A 23489-nucleotide genomic window follows, 5' to 3' on the forward strand; every position below is an offset into this window, starting at 1 on the left:
CATGCGCGCGCAGGCACACACGCTCGAAGCCATCGTCAGCGGCATGCTGTTACTCGCGAGCCTGGTGTTCGCGCTGCAGATGACGGCGGTGACGCCGCTGTCCGCGAGCACGTCGAGTCAGCACATCGAGAACCAGCAGCAGGCAATCGGCCACGGCGTCCTCGCCTCCGCGGCGGCAGAAGACGCACTGAAACCGGCTGTGCTCTACTGGGACAACAGCACGGCGCAGTTCCACAACACGGCCGGCGGTCGGGAGTACTACACGAACGGGCCGCCGGACAATCGATTCGGGGAGTTGTTAGAACGCGCGTTCGACCAGCGGGGAATCGCGTACAACGTCTATCTCAGGTTCCAGAACACGCAGGAGCGAACCGTCACGACACGATACATCTACAGCGGCGAACCGAGCGACAACGCGGTGCGTGCGAGCCACACAATCACGCTCATGGACGACGACCACCTGCGTGATGCGGACGGGACGCGCAACAGCACGCGGCTCGGTGACCCAGCGACCGATTATACGGTTTCGGACACTGGAAAGAACGTCTACAACACGGTCAGCGTAGAGGTGGTCGCGTGGCGCATCTGAACGACGACGACCGCGGACAGATAATCCTCATCGCCGCGTTGGCCCTGGCGGTGACGTTCATCGGGCTTGCGCTGGTCGTCAACTCCGCGATCTACACGCAGAACCTCGCGAGTCGGGGCGAGGTCGCCGGGAGCAACGACGCGCTGGAGATGCGGGCGATGGTGGAGACAAACGTCGGGGGCGGCATCACCGCGGCGAACAAGTACAACTACTCGACCCAAACAACACTCGAAACCGGTGTGCGTGAGAGCATCGGGACCGTCAGTACACAGACGGAACGCCAGCGGGTCACGAGCGGGACGCTGGTGAACGTCACACTCGCCGGCCCGCCGACCTACGGCACGCGGATCGCCCAGACCAACACGTCATTGTTCGAATCCGGCGAGGCGACACCGAGCGCCGATTGGATGGTCAGAGAGCGGGTCACGCGCCCGGGTGACGGAACGAACGCGACCAGACGGTTCGTCATCAACGCGACACAGCTCCCCAGTTCGGGAAGTGAGTTCGTCGTCGTAGCGAACGGCACCGGCGGCAACCCGAAATGGACGATGCGGGTCTGGGGTGACGTCGGACCCAGCGGGACGGTCAACGTGGAAGTCGACACACCGAGTGGCACACAGACGTGTGCTGTCCCTATCGAGGAGCCGTACGCCCACATCGACGTGACCGGCGGAACAGTCCAGGGCGAGCCGTGTCTCGCGCTCCAGGGCGGGAGCTTCGACGGGCGGTTCGCTCACGGTGTCGGCGACGAATACAACATCAGCTACGAGTCGGGCGACCAGATCAGGGGGAACTACTCGATGGTTGTCCGCGATAGCAAGCGGGCCTACACGCTCGATACAGCGCCCGCGTCGCCGTTCAGCACAACCGCAATCTACGATGTGACCGTCCGCTACCGCTACGACACGTCGAACCTCCGGTACGAGGCAAAGATACGGGTGGCCCCGGGTGAGCCAGATGCGTCGTAACCGTGCCGTCTCAACGACGCTGAGCTACACGCTGAGCCTGGCCATCGCCTCGATTCTGGTGTCCGGGCTCCTCATTGCCGGCGGCAACTTCGTCGAGAATCGGCAGGAGCAGGTCATCAGGGACGAACTCGAGGTCGTCGGACAGCAGGTCGCCGCCGACATCGCCCGTATCGACCGGCTGGTGGTCGCTGCCGACGACGACCCGACTGCGCGGCTGAATCACACGTTCCCGGCGCGGGTGAGTGGAACCGGCTACCGGGTTTCGATTGACGCCGGCGCCGATGAACTCGCGCTCGAATCGACGTCGCCGGACGTGTCGGTGACTGTGTTGCTCAAAACCCGGACAGACCTAGGGGACTCCAGTGCTGGCGGCGGTGTTATAACCGTGTTCTACGACGAATCGAACGATCAACTGGAGGTGCGAGATGGCTGACCGCGCCGTAAGTGAGGTGCTGAGCTTCGCCCTGGTGTTCAGCCTCATCGTGGCATCGATAATACTCGTCTCAGTGAGCGGGCTGGGGGCGTTACAGAACGCTCGGGACGCGGAGCAGATGGAGAACGCCGAACGGGCGTTCGACGTGCTCTCCGACAACATCGCGGACCTCCACAAACAGGGCGCGCCGAGCCGTGCGACGGAGGTCAGCCTCGGTGAAGCCACGCTCAGGACGGGCGAAAACACGACGATATCGGTACAGGTCCACGACGGGACTGCCCCCAAAGACGTCGGGACCTGGGAGATACGACCGATAATCTACGCCGGCAACCAGGAGCGAGAGCTCGTCTACGAGGCAGGGGCAGTGTATCGGACGAACCGGGACAGCGGAATACAAAAACGGACGCCACCGATACTCGTCTCAGACGACCGCGTGCTCATCACCGTGGTCGGCACGACCGCCAGTGGCCAGCAGAGCCTGGGCGGGTCGACGGTGCTCGTCCGGACGAACCACCGGAGCAGCAACGTCTCGTTCGCCGATACCGGTGGGAACATTGAACACGTCAACGTCAGTGTCGACTCGACTCCACAGCGCGAGGCACTCTGGCAGTCGTACTTCGAGCAGGAAGGGTTCGCCTGTGGGGCCGACGGCTGGTGTAACTTCACGTCGTCTTCCGGCGGCATCCAGCGGACGTACGTCGTCTACCACGACATTGCGGTCGACATCGACCAGTAGCCGGTCGACTACCCGCTGGTCACGTTGATCCGGTTCTTCGAGACGTGGAGGTACGTCAGCCGGATGATGTTCGTGTTCTTCGGGACGGCCCGCTCGTTTCTGAGCGCCCGGTCGTAGTGGACCAGTCCGCCGTTATCCACCGTGACTGACCCGGCGACGAGGCCGCCGTACAGCTCCGCCTTCTTGAGTGAGACGCTGCTGGCACCGACGCCGCCGGCGGGTGCGTAAATCACGCCCTCGAACTGCGGAGTATCGGTGTCCCCCTCGATGACGGCGTCGAAGTCCGACTGACCGTACACCCAGAACTGCTTGGAGTTATTGGCGTTGTCGATGTTGACGTCCCCGGTGCGATAGATGTGGAAGTGGTGACCGCTGGCGGACGTCGCCTCGCCTTTGACGTAGAGGCGGACTTTCCCGCCACCGTTGACTTTTATCTGCCCGTTGTTCTCGATGTAGACGTAGTCCCGGACGGCGATGGTCACGTCGTCACCACCAGTGTTAATCGTCAGCGTCTCGCCGCTCAGTGTCAGGTCTTCTAAGTAGTAGGTGCCTGCGCCCAGCGTCTGGTCGCCGCTGTCGAGCTGGTTCCCCGAAATACTGCTGGTCGCGCCGTTGTCATTGGTATCGCTTGCGTTGGCGACTCGCCGGTTCACCAGGCCGTCGATAGCGCCGGCTCCCTCGACGCCCGAGATCTGTCTGACATCGCCGTTGACAGTGCCCTTGATGTGCTTGGTAGTCGAGTACTCCACGTCACGGGTGACGACGCCGCTTCCCTTGACCTCGACTCTGTCACCGGATCGAACGGAGCCGTCCACCTCGCTGTTTCCTTTCACGTACACGTCACCGGCTGTGGTGATCGTTCCGAACGACCCCCGTGAGGTCGAGTAGTCGCCGACAGACGAGTTGTAGCTGTCCGTTCGAGCGGGGTCGGTACCGCTACCGGAGAGCGTAATCTGTCCGCCGGCGGACGTGGCCGCGACGGCGCTCGTCACTTCTCGCGGCCCCGTCGGCACGACCAGCGTCGTGGTCACGCTGTCGTTTTCGTGGTCGTAGTACGCGTCACCGTCGGTCCGCTCTTCGAAGTAGCGCCCCCATGACCGGTAGTACTCGCTCTGGACGGTGATGTTGACCGTCCCGGTATCCAGCGGATTGATGTTCCCAGCTGCCTGGTCGGGATACACCTGCGTCGTGCCGTCCTTCGAGATACTCGCCCGCGAGCCAAGCGAGCGGTCACCGCGGACGGTGATGAGTGGGAGCGTCAGCGTCGCGTCGCGGTAGTAGAACTCCGGCGGTGAAACCATGACACTGCCGCTGTCGGAGCGCCGCCACACCCCGCCGCCCTGATAGGCGACTTCCTGGTTCCCGTTTTCGTAGACAACCGCGCCGAGGCGCTCGTCCATCAGCGTGACGGTGGTCGGGGGCGAAGCAGAGTGGTTGGTGATATTGACGGTCATCCGACCGGCAGTGTCGTCGATTCGGTACGTGGATCTGTCCGTCCCGACGAGAGACACCCGCTGGCTGTCGGCGTTCCCAAGCGCCACCAGGGCCGCCTGGGAGTCCAGTTGGGTCATCCCCGTCTCCGCCCGGGAGACGTCGAGCCCGGCCTCAGTATCGACCAGCGCCGTCGCTCCCAGGCTGACAACGACGCCGGAACCGACGATGACGAGACTGAGAACCAGTATCAGCCCGAGCGGGGCTGATTGTGCCCGTTGCTGACCCCGACCCTGACCCCAGGGGAATCGCATTATCCAACAGTAGTTATCACAGCTGATAAGGCTGCTGGCCGTCCCGTCAATAGTCGCTACCAGCGACTGTCTATGGCAGCCACAACAAAAACCGACCGACGCTAAGTGCTACCATTTCTGGTAGTGATGAAGTGAGGTGTGTCGGCGGTCAATTGGACGTGATGTTGACGTCGTTCGTCGAGATGTGGAGATAGGTGATCGCAACCACGCTCGTGTCTTTGGGAATTGTACGCTCTTGTTTGAGTGCCCGGTCAAAGTGGACTCTGCCACCCTTTTCCAGTTCGACTTGGCTGGTGACCGCACCGCCGTAGAGTTCGCTCTTCCATATCTCGAACCTGCTCGTTCCGGTCTTTCCCCCCGGCGCGTAGATGACGCCAGTGACTTTGGACTTGTCTGACCCTTTCTTCTCCATCCGGGCCTGGAGATTATCTTTGCCGTAGATCCACACTTGCGTCGACCGCTCACTGACCGCCCCGGTTGTCCTGATCTCACTCGCCCGTGTGAAGAAGTGATAGCTGTCAGCGCTCCCGCCCGACGCGGGCGACTCGCCTTTTACGTAAATCTTCACCTGATTCGGGCCGGACACCGTGATATCGTTTCCGGTGTTGAGGCTCACGTAGTTCTCGACGCCAATGATTACGTTTCCACCAGTCGTGTCGAACTCCACGTCGTCACTGAGGTCGATTCTGTCGACGTGATAGCGGCCCGCGGACAGGGTCGTCGTCCCCTCGGTCCCGTCGATGACGCCGTCGTCGGCTATCGTTCCCCCGTTATCGTTCGACGACGATAGGTCGTCGACCTGTGTGTCGACATGGGAGTTGATATTGGTGGTATCACCGAACGAACTGATCTGCTCGTCGGAACAAGAGCCGGAACACGCTCCGTGTTTGTCGTCGAATGCGTCCGCCCATTCTACCCGGTCACCGTTGAACGTCATCGAGTTACTACTGAATTCGACGCGACCGCCCGAGGTGATGTTTCCATTCAGTTCCGCACTCCCGGTGACGATGACATCACCTGCCGTCGTGAGATCGCCGCCGTCACCGGCCTCGGAGGCGTCGTACCCGTCCCCGTCTGCCGAGGTATAGCTGTCGGTAAATGCATCGTTCCCGCTCAGTTTGATCGACCCGGAATCACTCGTCGCGGCGACGGCGTTCCGGACTTTTCGCGGCCCTGCAGGGACCTTGAGAACGATCGAAACACGATTGCTGTCGGGGTGGTACGTCACGTCACCGTCCGTTCGCTCCTCGAAGTACCCGCCCCACGCGCGGTAGTACTCGCTCTGGAGGGTAACGTTGACTTTCCCGTCTTCCAGCGGGTTCGTGAAGTTCGCGTTTCGCGTGGTGTTCGGAAAGTGCGACGTTGTTCGGTTGTGGGTGATCGACGCGCGGTCTCTGATTGTCCCGGACCCGCTCACTGTCACCAGGGGGAGCGTCAGCGTCGCGTCCCGGTAGTGGAACTCGGGCGGGGACACCATCACCGACGTTCCGTCACCGCTGGACCGCCAGACGCCGCCGCCCTGATACGCGAGTCGCGTCTCGTCACTGCCGTGATACGCCACCTCACCCATCGATTCGTTGAATACGGTCGTCCGACTCCCGGACGTTGTATTCTGATAGGAGACGTTCATCCACCCAGCGTCCTCGTCGATACGATAGGTGCTCGAACTGCTCGCAGGAAGTGAGACCTGCTGTACGTCCGTCTGTCCCAGTGCCACGAGCGCGGTTTTGGAATTGAGTTCCGTCAGCGACTTTTCCGTTCGTTCCGCGTCGAGTTGCGTCTGCGTGCTCGTAATTGCGTCAGCACCCAGTGCGACGACCGCCGTCGTCGATATAATCATCACCGCAAAAACCAGCGCTAGCCCGAGCGGAGCACTCTGCCCGCGACTGCCGAGTCTCCGCCCTGCGCTACCCATACTACGCATATCTACTCTAACAACTCACTTAAAGAAGCAGGGCGAGTTATCAATCGTAATACTGTGAAGCCGCTCGGCTGTGAAACGGGTTTCGCGGCTATCCTCGTTTCGAGACGCGACCGGGAAGCGGAACGGTTTAGTCGCGCCCTCTCAGACAGGGAGATGGGAACAGCACGACCGCAAATCTGACTCGCTGTGGACTTTCACAGCTCGGGATTGCGGCCGTGTTCGGCACTGTACAGTGCCAATACGCCTCGTAACGAGAGCGGTTCGTGCGGTTCCAACCAGATTACAATGGCACGAATGCATACACGCCGTCGCGGTTCGTCCGACTCGGACAAACCGGCGGCAGACGAACCCCCGGAGTGGAGCGACGTCGACGAGGACGCCATCGAAGAGCGCGTCGTCGAACTGGCCGAACAGGGCCACTCGCCCAGCGAGATCGGCCTGAAGCTGCGCGACGAGGGCGTTCAGGGCACGCCGATCCCTGACGTCTCGCTCGCGACCGGCAAGAAAGTCACCGAGATCCTCGAGGAGAACGAAGCTGAGCCGGACCTGCCGGAAGACCTTCGGAACCTGCTCGAGCGGGCCGTCCGCCTTCGCGACCACATGGACGAGAACCCCGGTGACTACCAGAACAAGCGTGCGCTCCAGAACACGCAGTCGAAGATCCGACGCCTCATCGACTACTACCGCGGTGACGAGGTCGACGAGGACTTCACCTACAGCTACGACAACGCCGTCGAAGCGCTGGGTCTCGAATAGATGTCGGCGACCGGTCGGGAACCGACGCCAGCCACGTCGCCCGGTGACCTCGCCGGGTCGCTGCGGGAGGCCGCCTTTGTGCGCCTCGTCAGCGACGCGACCGGCGAGGCGCTGGCTGCGACTGGCCTGCTGGCGCGGGCGCTCGATGACACGCCGTTCCAGGTGAGCGTCGTCCGCCCGTTCGAGGACCCCGACCGGACCACGGAAACCGACATCACTGTCGCCATCGGTCGCACGCAGCCGACTGCCGACGTGACGCTGACCGACCGCGCCGCCGCGACCGCCTTCGAGACCGCCCGCGAACTCGGCACGGCCGACGCCGCGCTCGCCCTGGCCGGCACGATTGCCGCCGGGGACGTTGACGGGACTGTTGCCGAAGCCGCCGAGCAGGCAGGGCTCGACCGCCGACCCGGCGTCGCAGTGCCGGGCACGGACCTCGCGGACGGGCTGGCCCACTCGACGCTGTTTGTCGCGCCCTTCTCGGGCGACGCCGACGCAGCGCGGGCCACGCTCGCCGACCTGGGCCTCGACGCGGACCGGATTCAGTCTGCGGACTTTTCGGCCGACGACCACCGACGCCTCGCGTCGCTGGTCGCCCTGGCCGTCACTGCGGACGCGCCGCCTCGGGCCGCCAATGCGGTCCAGCGCGCGCTCCGACCAACGGTGGGCGGCCCCTTCGAGACGGTCGGCGGCTACGCCGACGTGCTCGACGCCGTCGCTCGGGAAGAGCCCGGCACTGCCGTCGCGCTCGCACTCGGCCACGAGGCCGTCCGCGAGGACGCCCTGGCCGCCTGGCGCTCGCACGCCACGCGCGCCCACGAAGCAGTTTCCGAGGCGACCACAGGGCGGTACGACGGTCTGTTCGTCGCCCGCGGCGACGCGATGCCGACCGGCACCGTCGCCAGACTGTTCGCGGACTTCCGCGCTCCGGAGCCAGTGACGCTCGTCGTCACCGACACGGAGGCCGCGGCCCGCGCCACGGACGGCCGGGACGTCGCCGAAACGATGCACGCTGCCGCCGAGACGGTCGGCGGCGATGCCGTCGGGACCGGCGACCGGGCACGCGCTCGGTTCGACGTTTCAACGGCCGATTTCATCGAAGCGTTCCGGGAGGCAGTATGAGACGGGCCGAGATTCGTACGACACACGACTCGCCCGAACGCGTCGCACGCGCGGTGCGGCCCGACAACACCGACGAGATGACCACGCGCGTCGAGGGCGACGCGGTGGTCACCACCGTCGAGCGCGACTCGACCAGCGGCCTGCAGGCGACCGTCGACGACTACGTCGTCAACATCCGGGTTGCAGCACAGCTCGCAGACCAACACACACAATCCAATCATGAGTGAACGAAGCGTTTCAAAGCGCGCAGAACAGAAACGGTGGTACACCGTGCAGGCTCCCGAGCAGTTCGACCGGGAGGTTCTCGGTAAGACACCGGCAGACGAACCGGACAAGGTGCTCGGACGCACCATCGAAACAACGCTCGGCGAACTGACCAACGACGCCAGCGAGAACAACACGAAGCTGACCTTCAAGATCAACGAGGTTGCCTCGGACTCAGCGTACACGGAGTTCATCCGCCACGAACTCACGCGGGACTACCTCCGCTCGCTCGTCCGCCGCGGCTCCTCGAAGGTCGAGGCCTACATCACCGTGCTGACCACGGACGACTACCGCGTCCAGATTCAGCCAGTCGCCGTGACGACGAAGAAGGCCGACGCCTCTCAGGAGAAGGCAATTCGCCGGACGATGATCGACCTCGTCCGCGAGACGGCCGAAGACCGCACTTTCGAACAGCTGATCGACAGCGTCGTCGAAGGGCGTCTCTCCTCGGCTATCTACGGCGAGGCCAAGGACATCTACCCGCTCCGACGCGTCGAGATCAAGAAGACCACGCTCGAAGCGCGGCCCGAAGAAGTCGCCGCCGAAGAAGAGACGGCCGTCGACGTGGACGAAGAAGACGTCGACGTCGAAGCCTAACGCGTTCCAGCACCGACGTTCGATTTTTCGGCCGGAGTGAGAGAACGAGCCCTAGCGACGCGGCAGGCGTGAGTCTACTCTCCGACGTATGTTTCACACGACGGACACGAGTTAGCGACCGATACCGCAAAACAGCGCGTAGAAGACCCACTCAGCGCAGACAGGAAAAAGACTCGGCAAAAGCGACAGTGTCGCTACTCGCCGCTCGTCGCCGTTTCGGGGTTTTCGGTCACGACGACGGTCCCGACCATCCCGGCTCGCTCGTGTGGAATACAGAAGTAGGGATGTTCGCCGAGCACCTCGAAGGTGTGGGTGAAATCGTCACCCTCGTACATCGTCCCGCCGGAGGAACTCCCCCAGTTGTCGCGGGCCGCCTGTTCGGTGTCGAAGCCGCCGGAGGCGAAGTAGTCGGCGTCGTCGGGGATGTCGTCCTCGTAGGCCGTGACCGAGTGGCCCTGTTTGCTCGTGTTGAGCCACCGCACGGTCGTCCCCGGTTCGACGGCGATGCGAACCGGGCGAAACGCCTTCGCGGACATCCCCACGTCGTAGTCGGTGTCAGCGCTCCCACCGCCGAGGCAGCCGGCGAGCCCTGCGACCGCCGCCGGGCCGGCCGCACGGAGAAAATCCCGTCGCTCCATACCGTGACTCAGGACCGCATAGTCAAAGACCACTCGGTTCCGGACTGTGGAGAACCCCGGTGTCAGTCCGTCGCGGTCACTCGAAAGTCAGTCCGTCGCGGAGGCCGCGCGCGTCGGCGAGCAGGCCGTCGCGGTCGTCAGCCGTCAGCGTTACGTGCCCCATCTTCCGGAGGTCGTACACCTCGCGCTTGCCGTACCAGTGCAGGTGCGCCCGTGGCGTCTCCAGTATCCCGTCTTCGCCCCGCAATGCTGCCGACTGGCGCTCCGAAACGTCCCCGAGGATGTTCGTCGACACAGTGGGGAACCGCTGGTCGGTCGATCCCAGCGGCTGGCCGGTGACGGCCCGCAGGTGTTGCTCGAACTGCGAGGTGTGACACCCTTCGATAGTCCAGTGGCCGGAGTTGTGCGGTCGCGGCGCGATTTCGTTGAGCAGAATCTCGCCGTCGGTCGTCTCGAACAGTTCGATGCCGAACACGCCGCGGCCGTCCATCACGTCGAGCACGTCGTGAGCGACGCCTCGTGCGCGCTCGCGGACGGCTCTCGACGCTCTGGCTGGCGCGACGGACTCCCGGAGGATTTCCTCGCGGTGAATCGTTTCGGTGACTGGGAACGTATCGCGTTCGTCCGCGCCGCGACAGCCCATGACCGCGAGCTCGCGCTCGAAGTCGACCATCTCCTCGGCCATCGCGGGGCCGGCGATGTCGTCGACAGCGTCCTCGACGTCTTCCGGGCCTTCGACGCGGATGTTCCCGCGGCCGTCGTAGCCGCCGGTCCGGGCCTTGAGCATCGCGGGGTAGCCCAGTTCCTCGCAGGCCTCGCGGAGGTCGGCGGCGGTGTCGACGGCGCGAAACGCCGGCACTGGGACGCCAGCCTCGGCCAGCCGGCGCTTCTGGACGAGCTTGTCCTGAATCGTCCGGAGCGTCTCGGGAGCAGGGTGGATCGGCGTTCCCGTCTCCTCGGCGACCCGTTCCAAAACATCGGGGTCGGCCAGTTCGATCTCGAACGTGAGGTAGTCGGCGCGCTCGGCGAGTTCCCGCAAGGTCGCCTCGTCGTCGAAGTCGCCGACGATCTGGTCGCGGACGACCGGTGTTGCCGGGCAGTCCGGCGTCGGGTCGGTCACGAGCAGTTCGAGGCCGAGCGGCGCGGCCGCCTCGCCGAGCATCCGGCCGAGTTGGCCACCGCCGACCACGCCGACGGTCGGCCCTGGTGACGTGAGCGTCATACCGCGCGCTTTCACAGCAGCAGGGTTAACCGTTCGGTTCTCGCCCGTAGGACTCGTGGACCCACACCGTCATGTCGTTCGAGCCGTACTTCGTTCGCATTCGGTGGGTCTTGGGCACGTACCCGGCGGCTTCGAGCCGTTCGGTGGGGACCGTGCTGTCGATCTGCTGGGTAATGACTATCGGCGGCTGGTCTTCTTGCGCCTGTTCGGCGAGCGTGTCGGGTCGGTTCTCACACGAGACGTTCACGTCCTCGGCCGCGTAGTACCACGGCAGCGGCAGTGAATTGTGCCATTGCAAGCAGGTCGGTCTGGTGTTCCACCACGAGTCGTTCCACTGACCGCGGTCTTCCTTGACGTACGCGTCGTCGCCGTCGTAGGCGTCGCCGCGCTCTCCGTGATACATGACGACATCGGTGCCGTTTCCGTTGGCCGTCGCGATCCGGTCCATCTCCGCCAGATCCGCACGGAGCGACTCCTGTGGTTGGGCGTACTGGACCAGCGGGTTCCCCTCCAGATGCTCGTTGGTGTACACCCGCGTTGCGGTCGTGTTGACGACGAGTGCAGTAACGAGCAGGACGATGGCAGCGGCGATGGCAGCGCCGGTCACGTCGTCGGTCGACAGCGATTCGTTCCCCCACCGGATCACAGCAGCGAGTCCGACGGCGGCCGGAATCGACAGCGGGACCACGACGTGGACGGCGAGCCACGGCGCGCCGATGTCGGTCCCGATGGGGTAGCCCAGAATCGAGACGTAGCCGCCGTAGGCCGCGAACGGGACGAGGTGGCGCGGCTCGACGGTTCCGAGGCGGTCGAGCGCGTACCCGAACGCCGAGAACAGGACCAGCGGGGCGGCGGTGTAGCCCAGCGCTTTCAACAGTACCTCGTAGTGGCCGTCGACGCTCTCGTAGAACGTCTCGATAGACTCGACGAGGCCCGTCTCAGTGGTCGTGGCTTTCTCCGAGGCCGGCGAGAACCACTCGCTGTACTGGTCGACGACGCGCTCCCAGGTGGTCCCGACGAGTTCCGGGAACAGCGACGGGTTCGTCACGCCTGACCAGAAGTTCACGTCGCCGCTTGCGGCAGGGGCTGGCGGGTGTTCGATGCCGGCGACGCCGGCCCCGCGAGGGGCGTAGAAGAACAGCGAGACGAGGCCGAACACCAGCGCGGCGAGGACGATGTGGCTCGCGTACGCCGCGAGGACGGACGCGGCGCTGTCGTGGCGGTCGCGGAACGAGCGAACCGTGCCGACGACGAGTCCTACGTCCGCCCGGACGCGACCCGCCATCCGCCCCCAGATTGCGCCGACGGTCGGGACGCCACGGAGGAAGCCGAACGCGTCGCGGTAGCCGTTCGGGAGGACGAGCACCTTCGCCAGCAGGAGACCGGTCGCGCCGAGCCACGTCAGCACGTAGACGATGGCGTTCTCCTTCGAGGCGAACCCCAGTGCCATGAACGCCCCGACGCCGTAGAGATAGCGCGCCTTGCGGGTATCGACGAACCGGACGAGCAGGCCGAAGGCGGTGAACATGAATGCCGCGACCAGCACGTCGCTGCGCATGAACCGCGAGAAGTACAGCAGGACCGGATTGAGTGCGAGAAACACGGCCATGAACACAGTCTCGTCGGACCGGAGGTGTTCGCGAAAGAGCAGCGCTGTCAGCGGGAGGAGGCCGCCGACAATCGCCACCGGTAACCGCATCGTGAAGTCAGTCGGCGCGGCGACGGTGAACACCCAGCTATCGACGTGCTGGATGAACGGGCCGTGGATGATGTAGCGGTACGCAAAGGAGCCGGAGTCGCGGAGATGGAGCGCCCAGTAGGCCACGCGGCCCTCGTCGAAGTGAGCGACGCGGCTCCCGAGCGCCGCGACTCTGAGGACGAGTCCGAGAAGCGTCACAGCGACGACGAGCTTCACGGTGGCGCGGGGGTCGTCCGCGAACCAGGACCGGGTCCGGTCCCGGAAATCGTGGAGGGCAGACAGCGGGGACGACTCAGCCATATCTGGCTCAAGCACATGGGGCATTAGAATCCTTCTGGTTTCTATAACATGTTTTTAACCTAGCGGGCCACCTCAGATGCCGGCACAGCAGTCTGGAACTACGGAGGCATGGAACGGTAGTTCTTTAGTCGCCCCTGCCCGGGTGTCAGGTATGGTGCAGCTCGGGCTGGTTGTCGCCCAGTATGATAAACACGGGGCCGTTATCGAGGAGATGGAGCACGGGGCTTACGAGGCCGCTGCCAACAATGACGCCGAGATTGTCGCGTCGATTGACGTCCCGGGGTCCTACGATACGCCGCTGGCCGCCGACCGGCTGGCGCGGCGGTCGGATATCGACGCCGTGGCCGTGCTCGGCGCGATTATCAGCGGCGACACTGACCACGACCAGGTCATCGGCAACGCCGCCGCACAGGGGCTGACCGACGTGTCCCTCGACCGCGACACCCCCGTCACGCTGGGCATCATCGGCCCGGGCATGAGCCAGGACGAAGCCGAGGCCCGAACCGACAAGGGTGCCTCGGCCGTCCGGAGCGCGATCGAACTCGCCACTGAACTCGAACAATGACTATGGACTTCGCTTCCCGCGTCGAACGTGTAGAACCGAGCGCGACCCTCGCGATCAGCAACAAGGCCGCAGAACTGGAGGCCGAAGGGAAAGACGTCGTCGACCTGAGCGTCGGCGAACCCGACTTCGACACGCCGGAGAACATCAAAGACGCCGCCAAGGACGCACTCGACGCCGGGCACACTGGCTACACGTCCTCCAACGGCATCCCCGAACTGAAGGAGGCTATTGCCGACAAGCTCCACGACGACGGCCTCACTCAGTACGGCCCGGACAACCTCATCGTCACGCCCGGCGGCAAGCAGGCGCTGTACGAGATTTTCCAGACCGTCATCGACGATGGCGACGAAGTCGCCCTGCTCGACCCGGCCTGGGTGTCCTACGAGGCGATGGCGAAACTCGCCGGCGGGACGCTGACCCGCGTCGACACCGCCGCCCACGACTTCCAGCTTGAAGGCGCGCTGGACGACCTCGCCGACGCCGTCTCCGACGAGACGGAACTGCTTGTCGTCAACTCGCCGGGCAACCCCCACGGCGCGGTGTACTCCCGCGATGCGCTGGAGGGCGTTCGTGACCTCGCCGTCGAGCACGACATCACGGTCATCTCCGACGAGATTTACAAAGAGATTACCTACGATGGCGTCGAAGCCGTCTCGCTCGGCACCCTTGAGGGCATGGAGGACCGAACGATAACGCTCAACGGCTTCTCGAAGGCCTACTCGATGACCGGCTGGCGGCTGGGCTACTTCGCGGCCCCGGAAGAACTGGTCTCCCAGGCCGGGAAGGTCCACTCCCACTCCGTCTCGTGTGCCGTCAACTTCGTCCAGCACGCCGGCGTTGAGGCCATCACGAATACCGACGACGCCGTTGAGGAGATGCGCCAGGCCTTCGCCGAGCGCCGCGAGTTCCTCATGGGCCTGTTCGAGGACCACGGCGTCCACGTCCCCGAGCCACAGGGCGCGTTCTACATGATGCCCGAAATCGCACCCGACGGAGACGACACCGAGTGGTGCGACCAGGCCATCTCGGAGGCACAGGTCGCCACCGTCCCCGGGACCGCGTTCGGGACGCCCGGCTACGCTCGCATCTCCTACGCAAACAGCAAGGAGCGCCTGCAGGAAGCCGTCGACCGCCTCGCCGAGGCCGACCTGATCTGACGCGCGAACCGTCGTTTTGCGAACGGTTTTGCCCCGACCACCGTTCGGGAGTCCTACCCGCCCGAGCCAGGCTGGGACTCCGTCGCTGATTCAGGCCCCGACAATCTGACCGTAGCCGTTCCGAACGACGGCGAGTACGCGCTGGCGATTGCGGCCGGCATCGACAGTACCGGTGAGCGCGTCGTCTCAGAGGCGGTTGTTACTGTCGTAAAACGAAGGCTGTGGTTAGACTGGAATCGGGGCCACTCACATCACGCCTCCAAGAACTGTGAGCACCACGTTCGTATCTCGGACTGGAACAGGGAGGGCTACGTCACCGATTACAGTGTCCCGATAGCCCGGTGGCGGCGAAAGAGGTAGTAACAGCCGAGTATGGGGTACACTACTGGTCCGAACAGAAAGAAAAAGACACTGAAACCGACGTAGCTCCCTGGGTTGGGCTGCCACGCGCCGGAGTGAAGTCGGACGTAAGTCGCGTCGCGGTATATCGCGACAGAGAACGGTACCGCAGTGAGGATACCGACACCAATCAAAACAAGTCCGATACCGATGCTTCCGCTTGAAGCAAGTACGCCTCCAAGAACGAGGCAGACGGGCGGCAGCACGGTCCCGACAGCGACAACCGTCCACCACCAGTCCCGGTCCACCCAGTCGACGACATATTGATGGCGTTTATACAGATGTTGAAGTTTCATCAGGTAGCCGAGGAAGAAGCCACCGACCGCGTACAGGGCCGGATTCGGGTCCCAGTCCACGTCCGCATCCTGTAGCGTCTTTGTATCGAAATAGAGGACAACCGGTGTTACGAGCCACGATATTAGTGTCACGACAATGCCACCGAGGTACCAGATGCCGAACGTCCCGAAGATGCTGGCCAGTCCAACTGGCCCGTTACCTACATTCTCGCCCCCTATCCCGACAATAATCAACCCGAGCCCGAGAAACCCGAACAGAAGGGTCGGCAAGAGCAGCAGTATCTCTACAGCGCGGTACGACCGTGAATCGACGTCGTTGACTGTGACCATCCCCATTGTATCGTCCCAACTGGTGATTGCATTAGCGATACAGGGGTGTAAAATAATTTTGCTAATATGCTGATAAGAGTGGGCAGACTACGGAACCGAGTCAGCTACGCTCGTCGACAATCCGGTCGATGATCCGGCCTGTCGACAGGAGCCGGTCAGCCGCCTCGGCTTCCAGCGGGCTGGCCCGGCAGATATCACAGTCGAGGCCCCGGGCGGACAGCGCCGCTTCGAGTTGCTCGTCGTCGTGGTGCTGGTCGTAGCCCAGCGCGATGATGTCCGGTTCGATGCGCTCGATGGGAACGAAGATGTCCTCGGGATGGCCGAGGTGCGCTTTGTCGACCGGTTTGAGCGCGCCGACCATCTCCCGGCGCTGCTCGTCCGGGACGACCGGCGGCTCCTTGTGGGTGACGTTGACCGAGCGGGCGACGATGACGTGCAGTTCGTCGCCCATGTCGGCGGCGTCCTGTAGATAGTGGACGTGGCCCGGATGCAGAATGTCGAACGTTCCCTGTGCGACGACGCGGGTCACTGATCGAACTCCTCCTCACGTAGCTCCGCGTCGATGTCGGCCTGATCGAAATCGAAAAAGGACTCCTCCGGCGGCTCCACGTCGAGCACCGGGAGGTCGACGACCGAGCCGTCGCTGTCAAAGGCCTTCCAGTCGTCGCGACCGTACGGGTAGCCGACGATGATGTGAACGTCGCCGCGGCCGAACGTCGCGAGGTCGGCGTCACTGGGCTTGAGGACGCCGTTCGGGTGCGAGTGAATCGACCCCGCTGCTCGCATGTCGTTCGGAACCATGCTCGTCTTGACAGTCGCACTGACCGGGTTCGACTCCGTCCCCGGAATGACCAGAACATCGGTCAGAACGGTCCCGTCGTCGTCGAGCCCGAGCTTGCTGGCGTCATCGCCCCTGAGAAAGCCCATATACTCGTTGGGATGGGCCTCCTCAGAGGCTGCGAGCGCGAACTCGAGTGCGGACTCCGCGATCCCGAGTATCCCGCTCGTTCGGAACAACCCCATACCACGGGGTCGGGCCGGACGCTTTTTACGCGTTGTGTTCGTCCCTCCGCGGATTCCGAAGAGTACAAACGGGGGAGCACCGAAGGATTGACAAATGTCTTCGCCAACTGGCACCGGTGACGGTGCTACGGTCCCCGACGGCGGGACCATCGTCTACGATCTCGCGGACCAATGTACGTCCGACGATCTCGAAGAAGGCGCACTGTACCACGCAACTGTCAACGGCACCGTCGAATACGGCGTGTTCGTCGATCTCTCCGACGCTGTCTCCGGTCTCGTCCACGACTCTAATCTTCTGGGCCAGTACGACGTGGGCGAGGACCTCATCGTCGAACTCGGCGAGATCCGTCCCGACGGCGACCTGAGCTTCGAGGAAGTGCGAGTCGCCGATTACGAGGAACAGCACGTCGCCCACGGCAACGCGACCACTGTCTCCGCCCTCGTCGACGCCACCGGTGAGACGGTCATCATCGAGGGCCAGGTCGTCCAGATCAAACAGACCGGCGGCCCCACTGTGTTCCAGGTCCGGGACGAAACCGGTATCGTCCCCTGTGCCGCCTTCGAGGAGGCCGGCGTCCGGGCGCACCCCGACGTCCAAATCGACGACATCGTCCGCGTCTCCGGGCGCGCCGAGGAGCGCGACGACGGCTTGCAGGTCGAGGCTGAATCGCTGACCGTCCTCGACGGTGAGGAAGCCGACGACATCGAGAGCGACCTCGACGCCGCGCTGGCCGAGGCCGCAGAGCCGGCCGACGTCGAGCCGCTGGTCGAGTGGTCCGCCTTCGAGAAGCTGTGGGACGACCTCCGCGAAGTCGCGACCGAACTCCGCAAGACGGTGCTTTCGGGCCGCCCGATTCGCATGCGACACCACGCCGACGGCGACGGGCTCTGTGCGAGCGTGCCGCTGCAGGTCGCGCTGGAATCGTTCATCGCCTCCCAGTACGAGGACGCCAGCGCGCCCCAGCACCTCCTCAAGCGCCTGCCGAGCAAGGCCCCCTACTACGAGATGGAGGACGTGACCCGGGACCTCAACTTCGCGCTGGAGGACCGTACCCGCCACGGCCAGAAGCTCCCGATGCTGCTGATGCTCGACAACGGCTCCACCGAGGAGGACACACCGGCCTACCGTAACCTCCGGCACTACGACATCCCGGTGGTCGTCGTCGACCACCACCACCCGGACCCGGAAGCCGTCGAGCCGCTCATCGAACAGCACGTCAATCCGTACCTCCACGACGAGGACTACCGCATCACCACGGGGATGCTGTGTGTCGAACTCGCCCGGATGATCGACCCCGACCTCACCGAGGATCTCCGACACGTCCCCGCGGTCGCGGGCCTGTCGGACCGCTCCGAGGCCGAGGCGATGCGCGACTACATCGACCTCGCCGGCGAGAAGGACTACGACGAGGCCGACCTGCGCGACATCGGCGAGGCGCTGGACTACGCGACCCACTGGCTGCGCTACAACTCCGGCGAACAGCTCATCACCGACGTGCTGAACGTCGACTGTGACGACCGAGACCGCCACGGGGAAGTCGTCGACTTCCTCGCCGACCGGGCCGAGCGCGACGTCGAGGACCAGCTCGACGCCGCGATGAGCCACGTCGAGCACGAGCGCCTCGACAACGGCGCGCACCTCTACACGATCGACGTGGAGAACCATGCCCACCGCTTTACCTACCCCGCGCCGGGCAAGACGACCGGCGAAATCCACGACCGGAAGGTCGCCGAGACGGGCGACCCCGTCATCACCATCGGCTACGGCCCGGACTTCGCCGTCCTGCGCTCGGACGGCGTCCGGCTTGACATCCCGCGGATGGTTACCGAACTGACCGAGGAGGTCGACGGCGGCGGCGTCTCCGGCGGCGGCCACCTCGTCGTCGGCTCCATCAAGTTCGTCAAGGGCCGGCGCGAGTCGGTCATCGACGCCCTCGTCGAGAAGATGGCCGAAGCCGAAATCGACGAGGAGCTCGGAAGCTCGACGGCGCTGCCGGAAGAAGTGTAACGCCGCTCGACACACGATACCCGTTTTTTACGCCTCGAACGAAACCCGACGAGCGGCGAGCCCGGCGACCACGATGAGTCCGAGCAAGGCCACGAGTGCCCCAATCGGCGTGTCGAACCCGCCGGCCCCCCAGTCAGCGTCGAAGACGGCACCGAAGTAGTCGGCCGCGTCGCGGCCGTGCAACACGAGTACGACCTCGCGATTCGACGTCGCTGCCGCCTCGTTCCAGTTGAGGCTGCCGACGACGACCTGCTTGTTGTCGATGACGGCGCCCTTCGCGTGGATCTTCTCGTAGCGACCGGCGGGGTCCGCCACTTTCGCCGTCAGCGATGCGTCGTTGCGGTCGGCCCACTCCCGAAACCGCTGTGCTGTCTGCGTGTTCTCCTCGCGAACGTACCACGCGTCACTCAGCAGGAGGCGGACTTCGACGCCGCGCGACGCGGCCCGGCGGAGCGCCCGCAGAAGTGGGCTCTCCCAGTTTCCGACCGTGGGCTGGATGACGTCGATGGAGTCGTCCGCGTTGTCTATCGTCGCGACGAGTTTGCCCTGGGCATTGTCCGGGGTAACCAAGAGGTCCGTCCGCTGGACGGCCACCGACTCCGTCCGGAACTCGCTCGGGTACGAGCCCGTCGCCGGCTCGCCCTGCTCGAACTGTCGCCCCTGACGGTACTCCCCCCACCGCTCGCTGTCCTGCCAGCCGGCGTCAGATCGGAACGTCTGATTCAGCCCGTCGACGACCCGTCGTTGTGCCGTGATGACGCCCCAGCCCCGGCTGCTGTTTCCGCCGGTTCCCGCGGGTTTCCAGTTCTCCGTCAGCACGACGGCCCGCCCGTCGGCGACAGCGTACTTCGCGTGGTGGTAGCGGTATCTGGTGCGCGGGCCAGTCACTACCCGAACCGGGACGCCGGCGTCGGTCAGCCGGTCGAGGGTGCGGGCTTCCGCGGCGGTGCGGCTCCCGACCGGTTCACCTTCGAGAAGGACGCGGACCGTCGCGCCACGGCGCTGGGCGGCGATGAGGGCGTCGGCGACCCTGGCCGAGGAGAGCGTGTAGCCGGCCAGGTACACCCGTTCGGTAGCATTGCGAATCGGTTGCATCGGCGCGGCGGGCGAGTCCGGAAGCGTGAACGCTTGTACCTCGCTGCCGGCGGCCCTGACGACCGGTCGGTCCGTCGCGCCCAGCGGTCGCCAGCGGATAACTGACCCGTTCACAATACCGAGTTCACCCTCGACGGCCTCGGTGTACCGAACGGCATCGACAGTCTGATTGGCACGCTGAAGGCGAACCCGCTCGCCCCCGTTTGCCAGTGCGAGATGTCCGTCGAGGCCGACGACCGGCCGGTCGGTGAGCCCGCGTGTCCGGTTCGGTGCCGTCGAGAGGACGACGCGCCCGCGTGCGCTGGTGTTCGGAATACCCGCAGTCCCGTCACCGTCGGTAATGGCGTACTGTCCGATGTCGGTCCCGTCGGGGATGTCAAGGACGACGAACTCCCCCGCGTCGCCGCCAGCGACAGGGTCCGGGTACACCGCGTGAATCGACGGCTCCGCAGGACGGCTGGCTGTTGTGCCGGCTTGAGACGCCTGTCCAACTGCGATATGGGGACCTATCGCGGCGAGGACGAGCACGCAACAGACGAGTGGGGCGAGCGACCGCATCGGGGCGTCTGGCCGCCCGTTCGTATAAAAAGATTCCCTGACTCAGGCGCTTGACGCCTTCTCGGCTTCGGCCTGGACGATGTACGCGCGGTCGTCCGTGTAGCGGGCGGCTTCCTCGAGCGCCGTTTCGGTCCCGATCTGTCGGAGCGCCCACGCGGCGGAGGCGCGCACGGAGTCGCTGTCGTCGGACTCGAGTATGTCGCCGAGCGGCTCGATAGCGCGGGTGTCACCGAGCAGGCCCAGAGTGCGGGCGGCGACCGAGCGGATTTCTTCGCTGTCGGCGTCGAGTCGGTTGGCGACCGGCTGGACCGACTCCGCGCTGCCGATAGCGCCCAGCGCGCGCAGCGTGACTTTCTGGAGCGCGGGGTCGCCGTCGCCGTCGATGTAGTCGTGCAGCGTCTCGGTCGCGCGCTCGTCGCCGATCTTCCCCAGTACCTCGATTGGCCCTTTGTCGCGCTTCTGGGCGCGCTGGTGCATCGCGTCGAAGGCCGGCTCGGCGTCGCTGCCGAGGTTGTACAGGAGGTCGACGATGTATCCGTCGAAGAACTCCGACCCGAGTTTGTCGTATGCGAACAGAACCTGTTCGAAGTCCCCCTCCTCGGCGTGGAGCTTCGCGGCGTTCCACTCCGGCGGGAAGTCCTTCCGGTTCTCGTTGGTCAGGATATCATAGAAGCCGCGGGCGTCGAGTTGCTCCTGTACCGTGAGGTCGTCCCAGACTTCGGCTTCGTCCAGCCCTGTTTCCAACGTTTCCGCCGCTTCGAGGAGCCCTTCGATAGTTTCCGTGTCCTCGTCAGGGTCGAGGTTTGCCGCTTCGATAGCGTCGACGACTGTGGTCAGCGCATCCCCGGCAGCGACGAAATCGCCGCCCGTGTCGGCGTCGTGGTCGACGAACTCGGCGCTTTCGTCGAGGAACGTCTCGACGGCCTCCTGGGCCTCGCCCTCGCCGTCGTCGGTCCACTCGCTGTCGGTGACGGTGTCCGCTGCGTCGGAAACGATAGTGACCACGTCCTCGGCGTAGGGGCCGCGCTGTGCTTCGAGGTCGTCACGCAGGTCCGAGAGCTGGGACTCCAGTTCCTTGCGGGGGTCCTCGGCTTCGTCGTCATCCTCGTCGGGCTCGGGCAGGTCGGCGGCTTCGAGGTCGCTCTCGATGTCGTCGAGGGACGACTCGACGTCGTCGAGGTCTGCCTCCGTCTCTGCGGCGTCGAGGTCCTCGCTGGCCTCTGTAAGACGCGATTCCAGTTCTTCGGCGGTCACGTCGATCTCGTCTGCTGCCTCGGCGTCGTCCGACGCGTCGGCCTCGTCGTCCCCGTTGCTCATGTCCAAGACTGTGTCGGAGCGGGCCAAGAGCGTTTTCCTTTCGAGGCGGGCGGCTGAACCACGTCGCCGCCGGGCCAACGAGCAAAGAATATGTATCGGGAGTTGCAGTGCCATGGGTAGCGAGCATGACTGACGCGACACCGCCGGACGACGGACAAAACCCGACGACACCGGAGGAACCGGAAACCGCCGGCTTCGTCGAGTACGGCATCGACGACAAGCCACCGCGAAAGCAGGCGATACTGCTCGGCGTCCAGCACTACCTGACGATGATCGGCGCGTCCGTGGCGATCCCGCTCGGACTCGCGGGCGCGATGGGAATGTTCGAGGCCGCGCCGGACCAGGTCGGCCGTCTCATCGGGACGTTCTTCGTCGTCTCCGGTATCGCGACGCTCGCCCAGACGACGCTCGGAAACAGATATCCCATCGTCCAGGGCGGGACGTTCTCCATGCTCGCGCCCGGGCTGGCCATCATCGGCGTGCTGGCCCAGCAGGGGGCGGACTGGCAGACAATGCTCGTCGAACTACAGGGAGCTGTCATCGTCGCCGGCATCGTCGAAGTGGTGATCGGCTACAGCGGCCTCATGGGGAAGCTGAAGCGGTACGTCGGGCCGGTCGTCATCGCGCCGGTCATCGCGCTCATCGGACTGTCGCTGTTCAACGTCCCACAGATAGCGAACCCGAACTTCGGCAACCCCGGGACCGGGCAAAACTGGTGGCTGCTCGGGCTCACAATGCTCTCGATTATCGCGTGTTCGCAGTATCTCGATCGACGCCACCGCGCGTTCAAGCTCTTTCCCGTACTTCTGGGTATTCTGTTTGCATGGACCGTCGCGGCTATCCTCTCGGTCACCGGCGTCTTCGCCGCAGGCTCGGTCAGCTATGTCTCGCTCGGTTCGGTCACGAACGCACCGCTGGTCCAGCCCATCTACCCGTTCCAGTGGGGGCTCCCGCAGTTCACGCCGGGGTTCATCGTCGGGATGTTCGCCGGGATGCTCGCTTCCGTCGTCGAGAGCTTCGGCGATTACCACTCCGTCGCCCGCATTGCCGGCCGCGGTGCGCCGAACAGCCGCCGAATCAACGACGGTATCGGGATGGAGGGGGTCGGCAACGTATTCGCCGGCATCATGGGCACCGGCAACGGCTGTACGTCGTACACTGAGAACGTTGGAGCAATCGCTATCACCGGCGTCGCGTCCCGCTATGTCGTGCAGATCGGCGCCGCGGTAATGATTCTGGTCGGCTACTTCGGTCCAGCGGGCCAGCTGTTCGCGACCATCCCGTCGCCGATCATCGGCGGCCTCTACATCGTCATGTTCGGACAGATCGCTGCCGTTGGCCTCTCACAGCTCAAATACGTCGACCTCGATGCCAACCGAAACGTCTTCATCGTCGGTTTCGCACTTTTTGCCGGCCTCGCGGTGCCCGAGTATATGAGCCAGGTCGGGCAGGGAATGGACGTCGGCAGTGCGACAGCTCTCCAGCAGGGCTTGGCAGCCGTTCCGGTCCTCGGGAGTGTGCTCGGGACCGATGTGGTCGCGACGACGCTGTTCGTCATGGGTGGCACCGGGATGGTCGTCGGCGGTATCGTCGCCTTCGTCCTCGACAACACCGTGCCGGGGACCCGCGAGGAGCGCGGCCTCGCAGCCTGGGCCGCGCTCACGGAGGACGACAGCGAATACGTGTCGTCACTGGACCGCATCCGCGGCCGCGGCGGCGACCGCCCGGCTGCAGTGAGCGACGACTGA

General features: G+C 64.7%; 22 protein-coding genes. 12 read left to right on the forward strand and 10 right to left on the reverse strand.

What is annotated here, in order from left to right; translation table 11 throughout:
- Position 1 precedes the first annotated feature (1 nt).
- The 4 genes from ACNO8S_RS09630 to ACNO8S_RS09645 are packed head-to-tail and all read left to right on the forward strand — an operon-like array spanning position 2 to position 2726.
- On the forward strand, positions 2-589 hold the full coding sequence (locus ACNO8S_RS09630; RefSeq protein ID WP_014040763.1) for a DUF7288 family protein: 588 nt from the start codon (positions 2-4) through the stop codon (positions 587-589).
- Positions 577-1557 carry a DUF7261 family protein gene (locus ACNO8S_RS09635; protein ID WP_014040764.1) on the forward strand — a complete coding sequence of 327 codons (981 nt, stop codon included), beginning with the start codon at positions 577-579 and terminating at the stop codon, positions 1555-1557. The genes ACNO8S_RS09630 and ACNO8S_RS09635 overlap by 13 nt, the downstream gene beginning before the upstream one ends.
- Positions 1547-1990 (forward strand): DUF7266 family protein, encoded by a 444-nt coding sequence (locus ACNO8S_RS09640; RefSeq protein ID WP_008313095.1) that lies wholly within the window; start codon positions 1547-1549, stop codon positions 1988-1990. The genes ACNO8S_RS09635 and ACNO8S_RS09640 overlap by 11 nt, the downstream gene beginning before the upstream one ends.
- Positions 1983-2726: a DUF7289 family protein gene (locus ACNO8S_RS09645; RefSeq protein WP_050036755.1), complete on the forward strand. Its 744-nt coding sequence runs from the start codon at positions 1983-1985 to the stop codon at positions 2724-2726. The genes ACNO8S_RS09640 and ACNO8S_RS09645 overlap by 8 nt, the downstream gene beginning before the upstream one ends.
- An 8-nt stretch (positions 2727-2734) precedes the next feature.
- Here the strand turns inward: ACNO8S_RS09645 and ACNO8S_RS09650 are convergent, their stop codons facing one another.
- Both ACNO8S_RS09650 and ACNO8S_RS09655 read right to left on the reverse strand, forming a co-directional pair.
- A complete protein-coding gene (locus ACNO8S_RS09650; RefSeq protein WP_129755330.1) occupies positions 2735-4471 on the reverse strand; it encodes a polymer-forming cytoskeletal protein in 1737 nt (578 codons plus the stop codon).
- Positions 4472-4619: 148 nt separating this feature from the next.
- Positions 4620-6311, reverse strand: coding sequence for a DUF7289 family protein (locus ACNO8S_RS09655; protein ID WP_420181843.1), 1692 nt, complete (start codon positions 6309-6311; stop codon positions 4620-4622).
- A 369-nt stretch (positions 6312-6680) separates the two neighbouring features.
- On the opposite strand from ACNO8S_RS09655, the gene ACNO8S_RS09660 reads away from it, so the two are divergent.
- The 4 genes from ACNO8S_RS09660 to ACNO8S_RS09675 are packed head-to-tail and all read left to right on the forward strand — an operon-like array spanning position 6681 to position 9134.
- Positions 6681-7151, forward strand: coding sequence for a 30S ribosomal protein S15 (locus tag ACNO8S_RS09660; RefSeq protein ID WP_008313088.1), 471 nt, complete (start codon positions 6681-6683; stop codon positions 7149-7151).
- Positions 7152-8273, forward strand: coding sequence for a hypothetical protein (locus tag ACNO8S_RS09665; RefSeq protein WP_420181844.1), 1122 nt, complete (start codon positions 7152-7154; stop codon positions 8271-8273). It begins immediately after the preceding gene.
- On the forward strand, positions 8270-8500 hold the full coding sequence (locus ACNO8S_RS09670) for a KEOPS complex subunit Pcc1 (protein ID WP_050007148.1): 231 nt from the start codon (positions 8270-8272) through the stop codon (positions 8498-8500). Before ACNO8S_RS09665 ends, ACNO8S_RS09670 begins: the two co-directional genes overlap by 4 nt.
- A complete protein-coding gene (locus tag ACNO8S_RS09675) occupies positions 8493-9134 on the forward strand; it encodes a 30S ribosomal protein S3ae (RefSeq protein WP_050007149.1) in 642 nt (213 codons plus the stop codon). The genes ACNO8S_RS09670 and ACNO8S_RS09675 overlap by 8 nt, the downstream gene beginning before the upstream one ends.
- A gap of 194 nt (positions 9135-9328) precedes the next feature.
- Here ACNO8S_RS09675 and ACNO8S_RS09680 read toward each other — a convergent pair whose 3' ends face one another.
- From ACNO8S_RS09680 to ACNO8S_RS09690, 3 genes are all read right to left on the reverse strand, one after another.
- Positions 9329-9616, reverse strand: a complete 288-nt coding sequence (locus ACNO8S_RS09680; RefSeq protein WP_369804294.1) for a plastocyanin/azurin family copper-binding protein — start codon at positions 9614-9616, stop codon at positions 9329-9331.
- Positions 9617-9848: 232 nt separating this feature from the next.
- A complete protein-coding gene (locus tag ACNO8S_RS09685; protein ID WP_420181845.1) occupies positions 9849-10994 on the reverse strand; it encodes a 5-(carboxyamino)imidazole ribonucleotide synthase in 1146 nt (381 codons plus the stop codon).
- A 25-nt stretch (positions 10995-11019) separates the two neighbouring features.
- A complete protein-coding gene (locus ACNO8S_RS09690) occupies positions 11020-12993 on the reverse strand; it encodes a flippase activity-associated protein Agl23 (RefSeq protein WP_420181846.1) in 1974 nt (657 codons plus the stop codon).
- 151 nt (positions 12994-13144) lie between these two features.
- Between ACNO8S_RS09690 and ribH the strand changes: the two genes are divergently transcribed.
- Both ribH and ACNO8S_RS09700 read left to right on the forward strand, forming a co-directional pair.
- Positions 13145-13558 (forward strand): 6,7-dimethyl-8-ribityllumazine synthase, encoded by a 414-nt coding sequence (ribH, locus tag ACNO8S_RS09695; RefSeq protein ID WP_050007152.1) that lies wholly within the window; start codon positions 13145-13147, stop codon positions 13556-13558.
- Positions 13555-14715: a pyridoxal phosphate-dependent aminotransferase gene (locus ACNO8S_RS09700; RefSeq protein ID WP_146417132.1), complete on the forward strand. Its 1161-nt coding sequence runs from the start codon at positions 13555-13557 to the stop codon at positions 14713-14715. The genes ribH and ACNO8S_RS09700 overlap by 4 nt, the downstream gene beginning before the upstream one ends.
- Before the next feature lie 320 nt (positions 14716-15035).
- Here the strand turns inward: ACNO8S_RS09700 and ACNO8S_RS09705 are convergent, their stop codons facing one another.
- From ACNO8S_RS09705 to ACNO8S_RS09715, 3 genes are all read right to left on the reverse strand, one after another.
- Positions 15036-15746, reverse strand: a complete 711-nt coding sequence (locus ACNO8S_RS09705) for a hypothetical protein (RefSeq protein WP_225306769.1) — start codon at positions 15744-15746, stop codon at positions 15036-15038.
- A 94-nt stretch (positions 15747-15840) separates the two neighbouring features.
- Complete coding sequence (locus ACNO8S_RS09710) at positions 15841-16269, reverse strand: adenylyltransferase/cytidyltransferase family protein (protein WP_064287605.1); 429 nt, start codon at positions 16267-16269, stop codon at positions 15841-15843.
- Positions 16266-16763, reverse strand: coding sequence for a Mov34/MPN/PAD-1 family protein (locus tag ACNO8S_RS09715; RefSeq protein WP_014040778.1), 498 nt, complete (start codon positions 16761-16763; stop codon positions 16266-16268). Before ACNO8S_RS09715 ends, ACNO8S_RS09710 begins: the two co-directional genes overlap by 4 nt.
- Positions 16764-16857: 94 nt before the next feature.
- Between ACNO8S_RS09715 and ACNO8S_RS09720 the strand changes: the two genes are divergently transcribed.
- Entirely contained in the window at positions 16858-18771 is a 1914-nt protein-coding gene (locus ACNO8S_RS09720; RefSeq protein ID WP_050036761.1) for a DHH family phosphoesterase, read from the forward strand.
- Between the two features lie 27 nt (positions 18772-18798).
- Here the strand turns inward: ACNO8S_RS09720 and ACNO8S_RS09725 are convergent, their stop codons facing one another.
- Both ACNO8S_RS09725 and ACNO8S_RS09730 read right to left on the reverse strand, forming a co-directional pair.
- Positions 18799-20424: a phospholipase D-like domain-containing protein gene (locus ACNO8S_RS09725; protein WP_420181847.1), complete on the reverse strand. Its 1626-nt coding sequence runs from the start codon at positions 20422-20424 to the stop codon at positions 18799-18801.
- A 42-nt stretch (positions 20425-20466) separates the two neighbouring features.
- Positions 20467-21741, reverse strand: a complete 1275-nt coding sequence (locus ACNO8S_RS09730) for a HEAT repeat domain-containing protein (protein ID WP_420181848.1) — start codon at positions 21739-21741, stop codon at positions 20467-20469.
- Between the two features lie 125 nt (positions 21742-21866).
- Between ACNO8S_RS09730 and ACNO8S_RS09735 the strand changes: the two genes are divergently transcribed.
- Positions 21867-23489, forward strand: a complete 1623-nt coding sequence (locus ACNO8S_RS09735) for a uracil-xanthine permease family protein (RefSeq protein ID WP_014040782.1) — start codon at positions 21867-21869, stop codon at positions 23487-23489.

This window comes from Haloarcula sp. KBTZ06 (assembly GCF_048595605.1).
In the GTDB taxonomy this organism is placed as follows: domain Archaea; phylum Halobacteriota; class Halobacteria; order Halobacteriales; family Haloarculaceae; genus Haloarcula; species Haloarcula hispanica.